A 14,538-nucleotide genomic window follows, 5' to 3' on the forward strand; every position below is an offset into this window, starting at 1 on the left:
ATCCTTGTTGGGAATTAAAATTAAACCATTTTATTGTTGCGCATAAGCGGCACGATAATGAGTGACTATTGCCGGAGCACCGGCGAGTTGTATTTGTGTCAGTGCATTGCACGAATAATATCGTCGTGTTCCACAGACGCTACCCTGATTGGTGAAGACTTCCACGATCCCGGCATCGAAGCACAATGTGACATCCTCTACGTGGGTCAGTGGTGCATGGTAACGGCCATCATCCTGACCTTTTTCCCGCAGTGACAACGAATTGCCGTCATATTCGAAGACAATTTCCTGGCCGCTGTTTCCGTTTAGCCTCAGACAAAACTCGGCTGTCGGCGTGAACGTGATCATGCAGGCTTTACTGCCCTCTGCACTTGACCAAAGCATGTTATCAGCCAGCCTGTTCTGATTGATGACCAGTGACTCTGGCGGTAAAACCGGGGTCATACACAGTTCTTGTTGCGCGTTGAGATGAAAGCGACGCGGTAAAGACATTTCGCCGCAATACGTGGAATCAACGTTTTTTTGCGTGGCCCAGTTATATAACCAGGCAAAACCGGTACGTCCCTCTTCTTCACCCCAGGTTTGCAGGGCGTAGAAATCGGTGCCGAAATCCAGCATTTGCAGCGCTTGTGCCGAAGGGGTGAAATGACCGTGTTGAAAATCACCGGTTTGTGCGAACAACAGGTTGTGGCGACCGGTGACAGGTTCGGTATATCCCACAACGCCAAGGATTAACACCCACACGCCATCAAGGCAGAAAAAGTCTGGGCATTCAACGCAACGACCACCATTTTCACGAAAGTAAGCCGGGGCCACGTATAGCACATGGTGAAATTCCCAGCGTTCACTGTCAGAAGAATGGAACAGCAGCATCGCCGGATCGCCATGCACAGAGGCGCCGAGGATCATATAAAAAGAGGAATCGGCCTCCTCATACCAGACTTTAGGATCGCGAAAATCACAATCGACGCCGGAAGGCAGTTCAGTTAACACCGTTTTCACTGACGCAGGTTTGTCGTAACTGTCCAGTGGCACGGCCATTTTCTGAATTTCGCGATAACCGCGATATAGATCGTATGCCGGTAGACGCTCGGTATACCAAAAATGGGTTTGCCCTTGCATATCAATAGACGCGCTTCCGGAAAAGGCACCGCCTGTCGCCCCCAGCGCCGCCAGATTTTGCTCTGGCTGGAGAAAGACCGGGTAATGCCGCCAGTGATAAAGGTCTTTGCTCACCGCGTGATTCCAGTGCATCGGTCCCCACTGGGTGCTATGCGGGTGATACTGGTAAAACAGATGCCACTCGTCGCCTTTGCGATGCAGGCCGTTTGGATCATTCATCCAGCCGGTGTGAGGCGAAAAATGCAGCGTCGGACGTAAAGGATCTTGCAGATATCCATTGGCAATGTCGCGATCATTCAGCAAACAAAGCGCATTGCCCTCTGTGGCGATAAAACTGACTCCATTCTCGGAGAGTGTATCCGGATGCCAGGTATAACATAGCGAGATCTCGCTATTATCTTGCAACCAGTCCAGACAAGCATTGCCATCCTGCCAGGCGGTCCAGGTAAAATAGGAATAATAACAAGGGGCCGTTTTGATTTTGAATACCACCTCACTCTCAATACGGATGGAAAATAAGGCTTCACTGGCTGGCTTGGTTTCTTTTAGCCATAAATCAATACGCTGGCCTTGCTTAACATTCAACAACAGGGACATCTTTATACTCCTGAGTCTGGGCAGAGCCGTTTTGCAATTCGCGTTTAGCGAGGTCGACTTTAATTTTTCTGAGGAACGTATCGTTTAGTTTGAAATAGCGTACTATCCAGGCGCTAAGGAAATAACTCACCATCGGCAATAACGAAAACATCATAATAATGCCCTGGAGGGCCTGTGTATTTTGTTGTGGTTTATTGGCAATATAACCGGTGTAAGACAATATCCACGCAACAATAGCGCCTGCGACTGCCAGTCCCATTTTCAGCATGAATAGATTACCAGCAAAAGAAATACCGGTCAGCCGTTTACCTAATTTCCAGTCACCATAATCGTCAACGTCGGACATCATTGCCCACAAAATAGGCCCCGATTGAATCAGGTGCAAAATATTAATCACAATAAACAGTGCCAGCAGCGGCGTCAGTGAATGTGGATCGACAAACCACAGAGCGAAAGAGAGTATGCCGAGAATAATATTAATAATGCGGAATAATTTAATTTTATCAAAGCGATCCGTTAGCGGTTTAGCAATTACGCTACCCAACATGTTGCAGGCCACACCGAGCGCCATGAAGAAGGTAATAAATCCTACCGAAGCCTGCATCACATAAGTGGCATAATAAATGGTCACGGCCCCGCGAATGAATGCCGGAAAAACATTCAAGAAGGTAATCGAGATCATCAATAACCATTGGTCATTTTTAATAATGTCTTTGAGATCCTTTCTTAAGGTCTCATTGGTTTTAATTGAGACCACGCGCTCTTTAATACTGAAGAAGCAGAACAGGAACATTAAGGTAGCTGCGCCGCCCATGATCATCATCGTTAACTGGAAACCGGATGCACGACTGCCATCACCCAGCCAATCGGTTAATGGTAAAATCGAGGAAGAGACGATCAGCGTGGCCAGGCCGTTAAGGAAGAAGCGCCATGACAGGCACCCCATGCGTTCTTTCGGGTTGAGCGTAATGACGCCTGCGACCGAACAATAAGGGATATTTATTGCTGTATAAATCAATGACATGACTAAATAGGTGATCCAAGCATAGATGATTTTTCCATTCATGCTCAGGTCGGGCGTGGTGAACATTAAGACAGCACCGAGGCCAAACGGCACGGCCATCCATAATAGCCACGGTCGGAACTTCCCCCAGCGGGTGCGGGTCCGGTCACAAATCGCCCCCATAACTGGATCGCTGAAGGCGTCAAAAACGCGGATCACCAGAAAAAGAGTGCCGACAATCGCGGGATCAAGGCCATAGACATCGGTATAAAACCAGGTCAGATAGAGTGCCAGTACGCTCCAAATCATACAGGAACCGGCATCACCCATACCGTAACCAATCTTTTCTTTCAGGCTCAATCTTTCATAATAGCTGTGTTTTTCAGCGGCTGTATTAGACATATATATCCCTTAATATTGAACAGCCATAATTACAAAGCACGGTTTATGCGCGGCGCATGCCGTAGTAAAAATAGGCGGGGTTATACTCTCTACTTTGAGTTCTTCTTAATTTGTAAATATTATTCTTACAAAGCTGTAATGTTAATATTAACACTGCTCTCACGAATAATTAAGCGAGATACAATTTCATACATTTCAATACTCTCCTGATTGTTTTTATTGCTAACCATCTGAAATGCCAGATGCGCAATTTCATTTATCGGCTGAGCTATACTTGTTATTTTTTTAGTTTGTGCCAAAAATGTGTTATCAAAACTGACAATGGCAATGTCCTGTGGAACGGAAATGCCATGATTATTTAATCCATCAATAATATAACTGGCGGCGACGTCATTATAGACCATCAGGCATGTACATACTGTTTCCCGCCTGGCTAATTTTTCTATAATGTCGTCAAGGGTACTTATATGACCTGATATTTTTTCACCTTCGCCTTTCGTAATCCAGAATTGATTCTGTGGGTTAATGGTTAATCCGTGACCGGTGATTTTTTTACTCCACGCTGACACTTTGCGATTGTCGACCCCCTCCTGCGCAATAAAACCTAAGGCGGTATGTCCGGTCTGGATAAAATGTTCTGCAATGCTTTCTGCACCTTTGCTCTGATTAATCGATACCGAATTAAAAAACCGGGAAACCTGTGTTACCACCGCAACCGGAATATGAGTAGCCGCGAGCCACTCTGCAAGTTCAGATTCCGCTTCCGTCGGTACCCACAGCAGACTATCAATTCCCGTACCGATCAGGGTATGAACTATCTGTTTATCCTGCTGCGGTTGGTTTTGATGCGTTTTAACGATCACCGTCTTGCCTATGTATCGCGCTTCTTCCTCAAAAGTCGCCAGCAGCTCGCAAAAGTGCGGATTGACCAGGTTCGGCAACACGACGGCGATGAGGCCTGAACATTTGCCGCTCAGTTGAATCGCGCTTTTACTGGGCACATAACACAGGAAATCCATTGCATCACGTACCGCCTGACGCGTTTCAGGCACTACGCTGGGGTGATTGTTAAGCACCCGCGATACAGTAGCCGTTGATACTCCTGCTTTTTTTGCAACATCTTTAATGGAAGCCATGATGATGAAATGTGTCCTCTAAAAAGTAATGTCACTATAAAGTGTGATAGAGGTCAAAGATGTAAGCCAGTTCACATGTTGTTGCGTTACATGAAACCCAGTTCGCGCTCTCACTTCCATTGGCGTTAGCACCGTAAAAAATTCAATGTCACTGTGACGCATCTGCCTGAGGAAGGAATCAAAGGCAATACCCACTTCCCGTTCTCGGATCTGAATAACGTGCAGATTGCTGATATGGTGAGTCAATTCCTGAAGGAGAAAGACCTGCAATAGAAAGAGATAATATTGAGCCTTCATTATTGAGGGCTCAATACAAACATCAGCTTTATCAAAAAAATAAAATGGGAACGTGACGGTCTGCTTGGCACGAGGAGCGGACATGTGGCAGTTCAATAGTAACGCCCGCACCTCCATCCTACTGTGGAGTGCAATCTATGGATAAAATCGTTTTCCGCGTCTTAGCTTCTGGAGGGGTCATTTCGTCACTTTCGCTGATATTGAAGCTCCATGCGCCAACGTCTTCGACTTTCGAAAACAACAATTCACCTTCATAGCCCAGATCGTCAGTGCCACTGATTATGACCATACCACTAAGCGTTCTCTGGTATGCATTCTCAAAAACACGACCGTCATAAACAATGGTCGCCCGCTCTTTGTCGAAGACAACCGCTTTGTCGCCCTCACAACGCATTACTGACTTGGCTTGTGACACACAGGAAAACCCTAGAAGGGTCAATATCAGCAGCCTTTTCATTCTTCATCTTCTACATGCATAATTAAGGGGATAATTTCTCATAAATCCATTGATTTAATATTAGCACCAACTGACATGCTGGACGACGGCAGATAACGCATCGGAGATTCCGATTGCTTCCAGTGTAGAGGTCAACTAAAACAGGCCCGCCAACCGAGTGAAAGAGTGACTGCCCTGAGACGAAATCCTTCCTGTAAACTAAATTCTACCTCTACGTCCTTCACGGTGCGCTTATAACTGAGATAACAAGAGCAATACACCTGCAATCATTACATTGAATGAGATCACTACATGCCGGCAAGTGAGGGCTCCGCAGAAAATAGCGAAAGAACCAGCCATCAGCAGCATACCCGCCACACCGTAGAGAAGATTACCAGTATGACTCCATCCCCGAAAACACAACAGACCAGGCGCGAGCATTGACCATCCTGTTCTTCGCCATGACAGGTGTGTACGTTCTGGTTGTAAGCCCGGATCTCTTTTCATAATGGTCTTCCCTGCCAGAGTAATATACCCAGCAATATTGCAAGAACCAGCATCAGTATTGACAGAACCACCAGCAAACGGGTGTAAGGTAAATCATTTTCAAGACGCATAGCATATTCATTCTTGCGCCAGCGTCGCCAGGCCATAAATCCCATCGCTGATGCAGCGACCAGCAGCAGTGTTGAAATACCGATACGCAGTTCCGCAGAAGATAATTGGGGGGAAAACTGCTCGATGCCGACAGCACCGGCCATGAGTGCCAGCGCAGTACGGATCCAGGCAAGAAATGTACGCTCGTTGGCGAGCGTAAAACGATAATCGGGGGTTTTACCCTCAAGCCACCACTTCCCCTTTGGGCGTATTGACGGAGTATTATCCTGTAGACTCACGTTTAATCCTTTCTTTTATCAACAATTCTTTAATAGACAGTCCGGTCGATTCGCTGTCGCGCAGATTGTGGCGAGTGATTTCTGTGCACAGAAACTCAATCATGAACAGCTGTGACATACGGGTGGCGATCGAGTCTCCCTGGTAGGGGCCAGCACTACCGCTGGTCAGCAACCAGGTGTCTGCCAGTTCAGTCAGCGGTGACTGCGGACTGTGCGTTATTGCCAGACAATGCGCGCCCGCTTTTTTGGCCAGCCGGAAGGCATTAACCACTTCCGGTGTTTCGCCTGAGTGAGAAAATGCAACCACCAGGTCTTCTGGTTTGAGGTTGGCGAGTTTCAACGTCATGGTAAAACGGTCGGTATAGGCTTCCGAATCAATGCCCTGACGGTTCATTTTGTCGCGGGCTTCCATTGCAGAAAGACCTGAGGCTCCAAACCCCACGAACAAAACGCGGTTCGCGGTCAAAAATCGCTCAACTACTGGATTGACCACTTTCATGTCCAGCAGACCGATGGTCTCATTCAGGGTGGTTTCCACCGTCATGGCTATTTTCTGCGCCACATCGTTGCGGGAATCATTCAGGAAGATGTCCGGGGACGATGGCAGCAGTTGCTCGCGATCGGCCAGAAGCTCACGTTTAAGCGCCGCTTTCAGCTCGAGCAGCCCGGTATAACCAATTTTTTTGCAAAAGCGCACGATCGTCGCTTCACTGACTGATATGGCTTCGGCCAGTTTACGTACCGGCATTTGCGCTACCGTAGCGGGCTGCTCAAGAATAAACCGGGCAATATGCTGGTCAGTTTCACCAAGTCCACCCAGCACATTACTGATATACACCCGCACATTTTCACGATTTACGCTCATCGCAACACCCGATCCTTTTGCATGAAAAATAACGGGTATTCTGTCAATCCCCTTCGCATGCGTCCACCGTAAAACGCAGTTTCACGGAGAATCTCTGACTCTGGTTCGGTGCAAGCAGTCGTATTCCGCGCTTCTTCTCCACCGTTCCGTCAAAATCTGGCGCATCGGTCGTCCCGGCGAGTGGCTCGATACAGAGCAAGTCAGCACCGGGAACGCCCCAGAGCGCAAGCCAGTCATATTCAGCCGTTTCAAGCGTCATGACGATTGTGCCGTCGGGTGAACAAACCCTGATCTGTTGCTGCTGGTAGTCACCGAAGTAAATGGCCCCCTCGCGAAAGGCTGCCTCTGTCAGTGCAAAGGACTGCGTTGTTCGAGTCAGGTCTTCCGTGACCAGTGTTCTGTTACGCGTCGGAAAAGGCCCTCTGACCGCCAGCTCACCAAACTTCACCTGCCATCCCGTTTGGCTGGATACAGGCAGCGCAAACCCGGGGTGCCAGCCAATGGAATACAAGAATGGCTGACGGTCATCATTAAAAACTCGCTGTGTCACACTGACCCCAAACTCATGCAACATGAGCCGTAACTGAATCCGCCAGCACCATGGCCATACGCCAAGGGTTTCAGAGGTGGAGCAGGCTTCCAGCAACAGATGGTTCACACCTTGTTCAAGGCAGGTAAACGTCTGATGTCGTAAAAAACCGTGCGCCGGTAACGGCAGATGTCGATTGTCTACACGCAGTCCTTCATGGATGAGCGCCCCGACCACAGGAAACAGCTGCGTAGCCGAGTTATTCCAGACGCCTGGCTGCGGTTGCCACAACCATTCACGCCCCGTGGATTTATCGCGCAGAGAAGATAGCTCACCGCCCGCCGCGTTCACCACGACCAGAAAGCGGTTATTTTCAAGCTGCCAGACGTTCATGGTTACTCTGTCCTCAGCAGCAATCGGCTCTGATAAACCAGCGCCTTATGCCGGTCTCCGGTGAAACAAGCATCAATCAGCGTGAAGATATCCCTTTCAGCCAGTGAATGTCCGGCCGGGAAATGCTTCAGCAACTCATCCTGCGTTATGCCCTGCTCTTTGGCTGCACTGAGGACAAAACGTAATGCCTCTTCCACGCCATGATGCGCACAGCGATAGGCTTTCCCGGTCCATGGACGCTGTCTGGCCCAGCGCTCAGCGAAGGCAATTTCGCGTTCCGGCGTTAGCATGTCCAGTTCAAAACGGACGTAGAGTTCTGGTGGTGCATCATGCCGTTCCATCAGCCCAGTTATTGCCTGTGCGTAGTGAAACGCACGTTCACTGTCGTGAAGAGGACGCATCTGCTGCGGATCGGCGTTGAGGTCGAAGAGTTTATCCCCGAACCGCCACGGATTCAGATAACCAAAGGTTGCAGGAATTTGCATGACCTGCGCGCCCTGGGTGAAATCAAAGCCGGGATGGATAGTGATATTCTGCAGCTCATTCACCTTGAACATGCTGTCGATTCGGGCCGGCATCAGGGTATATTCATACAGCCCCCCCTTCCCTTCCTCCCGTGGGCAGCGCATATAGACGTACTCGCCGTCGGTGATATTGATGTGGCCGCCAAAGTAGCCAAACATCGCATAATCACGTACTGGGGTATCATTTTCCACAGCCGGACGCAGCGGCTTACCGGTCATGGATGGCGGACGTGGAACGTCGAAATACTCCAGCAGAGTTGCCGGAATATCGATAGTCTGTGCCAGCGCGCTGCGGCGTACGCCTTCTGCTTTACAACGTGGATCGCGGATAAAGAACGGTGTGTTTGCGATTTCGTTGTACACCGGCATGATGTTCTTGCCCCACCATTGATGCTCTCCCAACAGGAATCCGTGGTCGGTACAGACGATGAACAACGTGTCTTCCCACAGCTCCAGTGCTTTCAGCTTGTCCATCACCTGGCCAAGGTAGTCGTCACACATGGTGATGAGTGCCTGGTAGAATTTTCGGACTTTATCATCATCCCTGCCGCCTGGTGCGCCGCAGTAGTAAGGCACCCACCCGTCAAATTCATCAGGGGTGCAGCCATACTGCGCAAGGTATTTTTCCGGTACGAAGAACGGTTCATGGGGATCGAAACATTCGATCTGCAGGAACCAGTTATCCTGATCTTTATTGGTTTCCAGGAAATCTATACCGGCACTGATGGTACGGTGAGTAAAGTGATCGTCCTGGATGGGCATCGCCGCACGGTTAATCAGGTCCTGGATCATACGCCCGCTGCGACGGCGCAGGGTTTCTTCGTCTTCCATTCCCTGCCAGTTGATGGCTGGTTTTTCAACCTGCCCTTTCCAGCAATCCCCTTCCTGGCCGCGGATAAACTCAAAGGTGGAATAACGGGTATGGTAGGTCGCTCCGCCATCACGCCAGTAGTGTTTATGGTCGGTCACCATATGGGTATGAATGCCAGCCTGCTTCAGCGCCTGGAACGTTGAGAAATCGAACGGCTCCAATGGCCCCCAACTGCGGTGCAGAAAATTATAACGCCCAGTATGCAGTTCGCGTCGGGCTGGCATGCAGGGCATGCTGCCGACATAGAAGTTATCAAACTGCGCAGACTCACGGGCTAGCCGGGTAAAATTGGGAGTGATGGCATCGCCCCCATAAGGGGCGAGGTGGTTACGCGTCAGCGTATCAAACATCAGCATTACAGCTTTCATAAAACGTCTCTTCTTTATGAACCGATAAATTCTTCGACTTCGTTTTTAATCAGCGTCACGTGTGGGCCGTAGACTACCTGCACCCCCTCTCCACGGATAAACGCCCCACGGCTGCCGAGTAGTTTAAAGGCGTCCACAACAACGCTTTGTGGGTTTTTGACTGTGATACGAAGACGAGTAGCGCAGCAATCCACATCAACAATATTGTCCCGGCCCCCCAGTGCCTGCACGATCCCTGCAGCCCGTTCACTGCCACTGACAGATGCCGCTACCGGCTGTTCATCTTCTGCGTCATCTTCACGGCCCGGCGTGTTCAGTTGACGCCATTTGATAAGGAAGCGGAAGGAGAAGTAATACAGGCAGAACATGACCGCACCGAGAGGGAGCATCAGCAACCAGTTGGTTTTGGCATTACCCTGAAGAACACCAAACAGCAGAAAGTCGATAAGCCCACCGGAGAATGTCTGTCCAACCGTGATTTGCAGGATGTGTGTAAACATAAATGCAACGCCGGTCAGCACAATGTGCATGACATACAGCAACGGCGCGCAGAACATGAACGCAAATTCCAGCGGCTCAGTAATGCCGGTGACAAACGCAGTTAGCGCAGCGGAAAGCATCAGGCTGGCAACTTTTTTCTTGTTCTCAGGACGGGCAGAATGGTAGATAGCCAGCGCTGCACCCGGCAGGCCGAACATAAAGTCTGCGAAACGCCCGGCCATGAAACGGGATACCCCGATGTAGTACTGCGTCACAGAGGGATCGGCCAACTGGGCAAAGAAGATTTTTTGCGTTCCTTGTACCAGGTGTCCGTTCACCATTTGCTCCCCTCCCACACTGGTCAGCCAGAATGGCAGGTAGAACAGATGATGAAGGCCCAAGGGAATGAGGCATTTGAGGATCATGCCGTAGAACAGGGTCCCAACATAACCGGTTTTTTCAACCAGCCCCCCCAGATGGGTAATGCCCGTCTGGATATGAGGCCAGACCCAGAACAGCGCCACCCCGAGGAAGATGGCAAAAAAGGAACTGACAATAGGCACGAAACGGGAGCCGCTGAAAAAGGCCAGCAGACTGGGTAGCTCGGTTTTGCCAAACCGCTTTTGAACCCAGAAGGCCAGCAGACCGCTCATGATCCCGCCCATCACGCCGGTTTGTAGCGTAGTGATCCCCATTACACTCGCCTGCCCGGCTGCGGCCAGATTCTCTGAGGCCAGCGTTCCAGATAGCAATAGTGACGCGTTGATCGCCTTGTTCATGACGATAAAGCAAAGTACTGCAGCAAGACCGGCCGTTCCCTTGTCGCTTCGTGCCATACCTACAGCAATGCCCACGGCAAACAGCAGAGAGAGATTATCGAAGACCACGCTACCACACAGTTTCATGACGGTAAAAATCGCCTGAATCACTTCACTGTTGAGGGCTGGATAGGTGGAGATGGTAACCGGATTGGTGAACACGCCACCGAATCCCAGAAGCAGACCTGCGGCTGGCAGGACGGCAATCGGCAGCATAAACGATTTACCCAGATTTTGTGCTCCGGCAAACAGTTTGCTCATAAAGACCCCTAATGTTGGTGTTATGAAGTTTATATTTCATGTTATATTGATATCAATGAAAACTATGTTTCAGTCTTTTTTGGCCAAAGTCAAAACACAGTGATAAAAGAGTGAGCAATATCACTAAATTTCGTGTGTGATTTATTCAGGAGCGACCATGAGCAAACCATTCCATTTGATGGCCAAGCCCGTCAGCTATCAGTGCAATATCGCCTGCGATTACTGCTTCTATCTGGAAAAAGAACAGAGCACGCTGAAACCCCATAAACCCGCCCGGCATATGGATGATGTCACGCTTGAAGCCTATGTGCGGCAGTACATTGAGGCGAACCCTGGCCCAGAGGTGGAATTTACCTGGCAGGGAGGCGAACCAACGCTTGCCGGTATTGCTTTCTATGAAAAGGCGATGCAGTTGCAGAGCAAATATGCCGGGAAGAAGCGTATCAGTAACAGCATCCAGACCAATGGCGTGCTGATTGACGAGGCATGGGTTGCATTCCTGGCGAAAAATCAGTTTCTGGTCGGCCTGTCGATTGACGGTCCAGCCTGGTTGCATGACCGCTACAGGAAGACCCGGAGTAAGCAGTCTGTTTTTGACAACGTACTGCGGGCGATGGATTTGCTGAAGAAACACCATGTTGATGTGAATGTTCTGACTGTCGTCAATAATGTCACAGCTGAACATCCGCAAGAGATTTACGCGTATCTGACCCAGGAACTGAAGGCTGAGTTTGTTCAGTTTATCCCGGCGGTCGAGCAGCGCCCGGCTAACGAAAAGTATGGTGAATTACTCTACCCCCAGACACTCGCCGGTTCCGTCACGGAGTGGTCAGTATCCGGGGAACAATGGGGGAACTTCATGAAGGGGGTATTTGACCTGTGGATACGCAGGGACGTTGGCCGCGTGTATGTACAGATGTTTGATAGCGCGCTGGCGGCCTGGCTTGGTGAAAAGCCATCATTGTGCGTAATGCAGTCTTCCTGCGGTTTTGGTCTGGTCGTGGAGCAAAACGGTGACGTCTACAGTTGCGACCATTACGTTTACCCTGAGCACCGGTTGGGAAATCTGCGCCGGGATAGCCTGGCGAAGATGGTCGCCAGCAAACAGCAACGCAGGTTTGGGCTTGCTAAAACAGAGGTGAGTTCAGAGTGCATGCGCTGTGAGTGGCGATTTGCCTGTCATGGCGGTTGCCCGAAGCACCGGATACATAAAATGGGCGAGCGCTGGCATAATCACCTGTGTGCGGGCTACAAGGCAATTTTCAGTCATGTTTCCCCTTACATGCATTATATGGCCAGACAAATCAGTATGCAGCGACCACCAGCAGAGGTGATGCAGGTGGCCGCGATTATTGCTAATCAGGAAAGCCATTCCCGGGGCTCATAGATAACGCATCAGCTATAAATCGCTGATGGATTCCAGGAATGGATATATTTTCGGCCACGCAAGAAAATAAGGCAGTGTGCTAAGTTCGTCAGACAAACCTTTGTTGAAGGTCTCAGGGTGTGAATGACGATATCTGGCACAACGCCGGTCATCAGCCCTCCTCAAAATTAATGAACACATCTAATAAACCCTAGCTAATTACCCCATCTAATCGAATAAATAACTTTGCGTTATGCTTTTCCTCGACAACAGCCAAAGGATAACGTCATGCAAACTGTAAAACTGAACAACGGTATTGAAATGCCCCTGCTGGGCTTTGGTGTGTTTCAAATGTCTGATGCCGCTGAATGCGAAAGAGCCGTGATTGATGCCATCGACACGGGATACCGCCTGATCGATACCGCCGCGTCTTACCAGAATGAAACCCAGGTCGGGAACGCTCTGAAACAAAGCGGTATCGACCGTAACGAACTCTTTGTAACGACCAAGCTGTGGCTGCAGGATACTCATTACGAAGGCGCTAAAGCCCAGTTCGAACGCTCCCTGAATCGTCTGCAACTTGATTATGTTGACCTGTATCTGATTCACCAGCCTTACGGTGATGTTCATGGGGCATGGCGTGCCATGGAAGAATTACAACAGGAAGGAAAAATTCGCGCCATTGGCGTCAGCAACTTCCATCCTGACAGACTGGCCGACCTTATCGCCTTCAACAACGTTGCCCCTGCGGTAAACCAGATTGAAGTTAACCCCTTCAACCAGCAGCTGCATGCCGTTCCTTGGAATCAAAGCCGTGGCATTCAGCCGGAAGCCTGGGCTCCGTTTGCTGAAGGGAAAAATGGTCTGTTCCAGCATCCCGTGTTAACGGCAATTGGTCAGAAGTACGGCAAAAGCGTGGGTCAGGTTGTTCTGCGTTGGATCTTCCAGCGAGGCATCATTTCACTGGCGAAATCGGTGCGCAAAGAACGCATGGCAGAGAACATTAACATTCTCGATTTTGAACTCAGTTCTGAAGATATGCTGCAGATTGCTGCCCTCGACACTGCAACCAGCGCCTTCTTCTCTCACCGCGATCCGGCGATGGTGGAATGGCTGACCGGCCGCAAACTTGATGTTTAAGTCGCGATAAAAGAGGTATTCATTCAATGCAAAAACGTTATCTGGGTAAATCCCGACTCGAAGTATCCGCGCTTGGGCTCGGCTGCATGGGCTTAAGCCATGGCTACGGTCCGGCGACCGATACCCGTCAGGCTATCGAGCTCATTCGCGCTGCGGTTGAACGTGGCGTCACCTTCTTCGATACCGCTGAAGTGTATGGCCCCTTTCTTAATGAAGAGGTTGTAGGCGAAGCCTTAAAACCGTTTCGTGACCGTGTGGTTATTGCCACCAAGTTTGGTTTTACCTTCGGTGCGGACAACAAGCAGCAGATTTTAAACAGCCGTCCGGAGCATATCCGTGAAGCTGTGGAAGGATCATTACGCCGCCTTAAGACTGATGTCATTGATCTGCTGTATCAACACCGTGTCGACCCGGATGTCCCCATTGAAGATGTCGCGGGAACGGTGAAAGACCTGATAGCGGAAGGCAAAGTCAAACATTTCGGTCTGTCCGAAGCGGGCGCACAAACCATTCGTCGTGCGCATGCTGTTCAACCGGTTACTGCGCTGCAAAGCGAATACTCTCTGTGGTGGCGCGAACCTGAGCAGGAAATCCTGCCGTTACTGGAGGAACTGGGTATTGGTTTCGTTCCCTTCAGCCCATTAGGCAAAGGCTTCCTGACGGGATCGATTAAGCCAGGAACCACTTTTGGCAAGGATGATTACAGAAGCCAAGTGCCGCGTTTCGCCGAACAGGCAATTGAAGCCAATGAAAAGCTGGTCTCCTTGCTGGGTGAACTGGCGGCAGAGAAAGGCGTGACGTCTGCGCAAATCGCGCTGGCATGGCTGCTGGCACAAAAGCCGTGGATTGTTCCTATCCCTGGTACCACCAAACTACACCGGCTGGAGGAAAACCTGGGGGCTGCCGACATCATTCTTTCACAGAAGGATACGCAGCAGATAACCCAGGCGCTGGAAACGATTAACATCGTCGGTGAACGTTACTCTCCTGAGCACCTGGCCCGCGTAGGCCGTTAATACCCGAACGGGTCCACG

The 14,538-nt window shown here is 50.1% G+C and carries 13 protein-coding genes and 1 pseudogene; 4 read left to right on the plus strand and 10 right to left on the minus strand.

Annotated elements, in window-relative coordinates:
• Positions 1–30: 30 nt before the first annotated feature.
• From OGW44_RS13900 to OGW44_RS13910, 3 genes are all read right to left on the minus strand, one after another.
• On the minus strand, positions 31–1,719 hold the full coding sequence (locus tag OGW44_RS13900) for a glycoside hydrolase family 32 protein (RefSeq protein WP_101700531.1): 1,689 nt from the start codon (positions 1,717–1,719) through the stop codon (positions 31–33).
• Positions 1,697–3,124, minus strand: a complete 1,428-nt coding sequence (locus OGW44_RS13905; RefSeq protein WP_047416669.1) for a glycoside-pentoside-hexuronide (GPH):cation symporter — start codon at positions 3,122–3,124, stop codon at positions 1,697–1,699. Before OGW44_RS13905 ends, OGW44_RS13900 begins: the two co-directional genes overlap by 23 nt.
• A 125-nt stretch (positions 3,125–3,249) precedes the next feature.
• Positions 3,250–4,260, minus strand: coding sequence for a LacI family DNA-binding transcriptional regulator (locus OGW44_RS13910; RefSeq protein WP_047416667.1), 1,011 nt, complete (start codon positions 4,258–4,260; stop codon positions 3,250–3,252).
• A 144-nt stretch (positions 4,261–4,404) separates the two neighbouring features.
• Between OGW44_RS13910 and OGW44_RS13915 the strand changes: the two are divergent.
• A pseudogene (locus OGW44_RS13915) lies at positions 4,405–4,533 on the plus strand (alpha/beta hydrolase); the annotation flags it as partial.
• 142 nt (positions 4,534–4,675) lie between these two features.
• Here the strand turns inward: OGW44_RS13915 and OGW44_RS13920 are convergent.
• The 7 genes from OGW44_RS13920 to OGW44_RS13945 form a co-directional block, all read right to left on the minus strand.
• The gene (locus tag OGW44_RS13920) at positions 4,676–5,014 is read right to left on the minus strand and encodes a hypothetical protein (protein ID WP_047416664.1); all 339 of its coding nucleotides are present in this window, start codon (positions 5,012–5,014) and stop codon (positions 4,676–4,678) included.
• Between the two features lie 231 nt (positions 5,015–5,245).
• Complete coding sequence (locus OGW44_RS25660) at positions 5,246–5,500, minus strand: DUF202 domain-containing protein (RefSeq protein ID WP_071600325.1); 255 nt, start codon at positions 5,498–5,500, stop codon at positions 5,246–5,248.
• Positions 5,497–5,889: a YidH family protein gene (locus OGW44_RS13925; protein ID WP_185654671.1), complete on the minus strand. Its 393-nt coding sequence runs from the start codon at positions 5,887–5,889 to the stop codon at positions 5,497–5,499. The genes OGW44_RS25660 and OGW44_RS13925 overlap by 4 nt, the downstream gene beginning before the upstream one ends.
• Complete coding sequence (locus OGW44_RS13930) at positions 5,873–6,754, minus strand: MurR/RpiR family transcriptional regulator (RefSeq protein WP_185654672.1); 882 nt, start codon at positions 6,752–6,754, stop codon at positions 5,873–5,875. The genes OGW44_RS13925 and OGW44_RS13930 overlap by 17 nt, the downstream gene beginning before the upstream one ends.
• A 43-nt stretch (positions 6,755–6,797) precedes the next feature.
• A complete protein-coding gene (locus OGW44_RS13935; protein ID WP_286454159.1) occupies positions 6,798–7,676 on the minus strand; it encodes an aldose epimerase family protein in 879 nt (292 codons plus the stop codon).
• Positions 7,677–7,678: 2 nt separating this feature from the next.
• Entirely contained in the window at positions 7,679–9,439 is a 1,761-nt protein-coding gene (locus tag OGW44_RS13940; protein WP_185654674.1) for a sulfatase, read from the minus strand.
• Between the two features lie 14 nt (positions 9,440–9,453).
• Positions 9,454–10,998 (minus strand): PTS transporter subunit EIIC, encoded by a 1,545-nt coding sequence (locus OGW44_RS13945; protein WP_185654675.1) that lies wholly within the window; start codon positions 10,996–10,998, stop codon positions 9,454–9,456.
• A 157-nt stretch (positions 10,999–11,155) separates the two neighbouring features.
• Between OGW44_RS13945 and OGW44_RS13950 the strand changes: the two genes are divergently transcribed.
• From OGW44_RS13950 to OGW44_RS13960, 3 genes are all read left to right on the plus strand, one after another.
• Entirely contained in the window at positions 11,156–12,385 is a 1,230-nt protein-coding gene (locus OGW44_RS13950; RefSeq protein ID WP_185654676.1) for an anaerobic sulfatase maturase, read from the plus strand.
• Between the two features lie 267 nt (positions 12,386–12,652).
• On the plus strand, positions 12,653–13,504 hold the full coding sequence (locus OGW44_RS13955) for an aldo/keto reductase (protein WP_047416655.1): 852 nt from the start codon (positions 12,653–12,655) through the stop codon (positions 13,502–13,504).
• Between the two features lie 26 nt (positions 13,505–13,530).
• A complete protein-coding gene (locus tag OGW44_RS13960; RefSeq protein ID WP_016156763.1) occupies positions 13,531–14,520 on the plus strand; it encodes an aldo/keto reductase in 990 nt (329 codons plus the stop codon).
• The last annotated feature ends 18 nt before the right edge of the window (positions 14,521–14,538 follow it).

This window comes from Citrobacter sp. Cb023 (assembly GCF_030336805.1).
In the GTDB taxonomy this organism is placed as follows: domain Bacteria; phylum Pseudomonadota; class Gammaproteobacteria; order Enterobacterales; family Enterobacteriaceae; genus Citrobacter; species Citrobacter braakii.

What these genes read in the sequence shown, in the direction of transcription:
- OGW44_RS13935 (WP_286454159.1), bottom strand. Translation starts at nt 7,676, where the DNA reads ATGAACGTCTGGCAGCTTGAAAATAACCGCTTTCTGGTCGTGGTGAAC.
- OGW44_RS13945 (WP_185654675.1), bottom strand. Translation starts at nt 10,998, where the DNA reads ATGAGCAAACTGTTTGCCGGAGCACAAAATCTGGGTAAATCGTTTATG.
- OGW44_RS13905 (WP_047416669.1), bottom strand. Translation starts at nt 3,124, where the DNA reads ATGTCTAATACAGCCGCTGAAAAACACAGCTATTATGAAAGATTGAGC.
- OGW44_RS13955 (WP_047416655.1), top strand. Translation starts at nt 12,653, where the DNA reads ATGCAAACTGTAAAACTGAACAACGGTATTGAAATGCCCCTGCTGGGC.
- OGW44_RS13900 (WP_101700531.1), bottom strand. Translation starts at nt 1,719, where the DNA reads ATGTCCCTGTTGTTGAATGTTAAGCAAGGCCAGCGTATTGATTTATGG.
- OGW44_RS25660 (WP_071600325.1), bottom strand. Translation starts at nt 5,500, where the DNA reads ATGAAAAGAGATCCGGGCTTACAACCAGAACGTACACACCTGTCATGG.
- OGW44_RS13950 (WP_185654676.1), top strand. Translation starts at nt 11,156, where the DNA reads ATGAGCAAACCATTCCATTTGATGGCCAAGCCCGTCAGCTATCAGTGC.
- OGW44_RS13960 (WP_016156763.1), top strand. Translation starts at nt 13,531, where the DNA reads ATGCAAAAACGTTATCTGGGTAAATCCCGACTCGAAGTATCCGCGCTT.
- OGW44_RS13920 (WP_047416664.1), bottom strand. Translation starts at nt 5,014, where the DNA reads ATGAAAAGGCTGCTGATATTGACCCTTCTAGGGTTTTCCTGTGTGTCA.
- OGW44_RS13910 (WP_047416667.1), bottom strand. Translation starts at nt 4,260, where the DNA reads ATGGCTTCCATTAAAGATGTTGCAAAAAAAGCAGGAGTATCAACGGCT.
- OGW44_RS13940 (WP_185654674.1), bottom strand. Translation starts at nt 9,439, where the DNA reads ATGAAAGCTGTAATGCTGATGTTTGATACGCTGACGCGTAACCACCTC.
- OGW44_RS13930 (WP_185654672.1), bottom strand. Translation starts at nt 6,754, where the DNA reads ATGAGCGTAAATCGTGAAAATGTGCGGGTGTATATCAGTAATGTGCTG.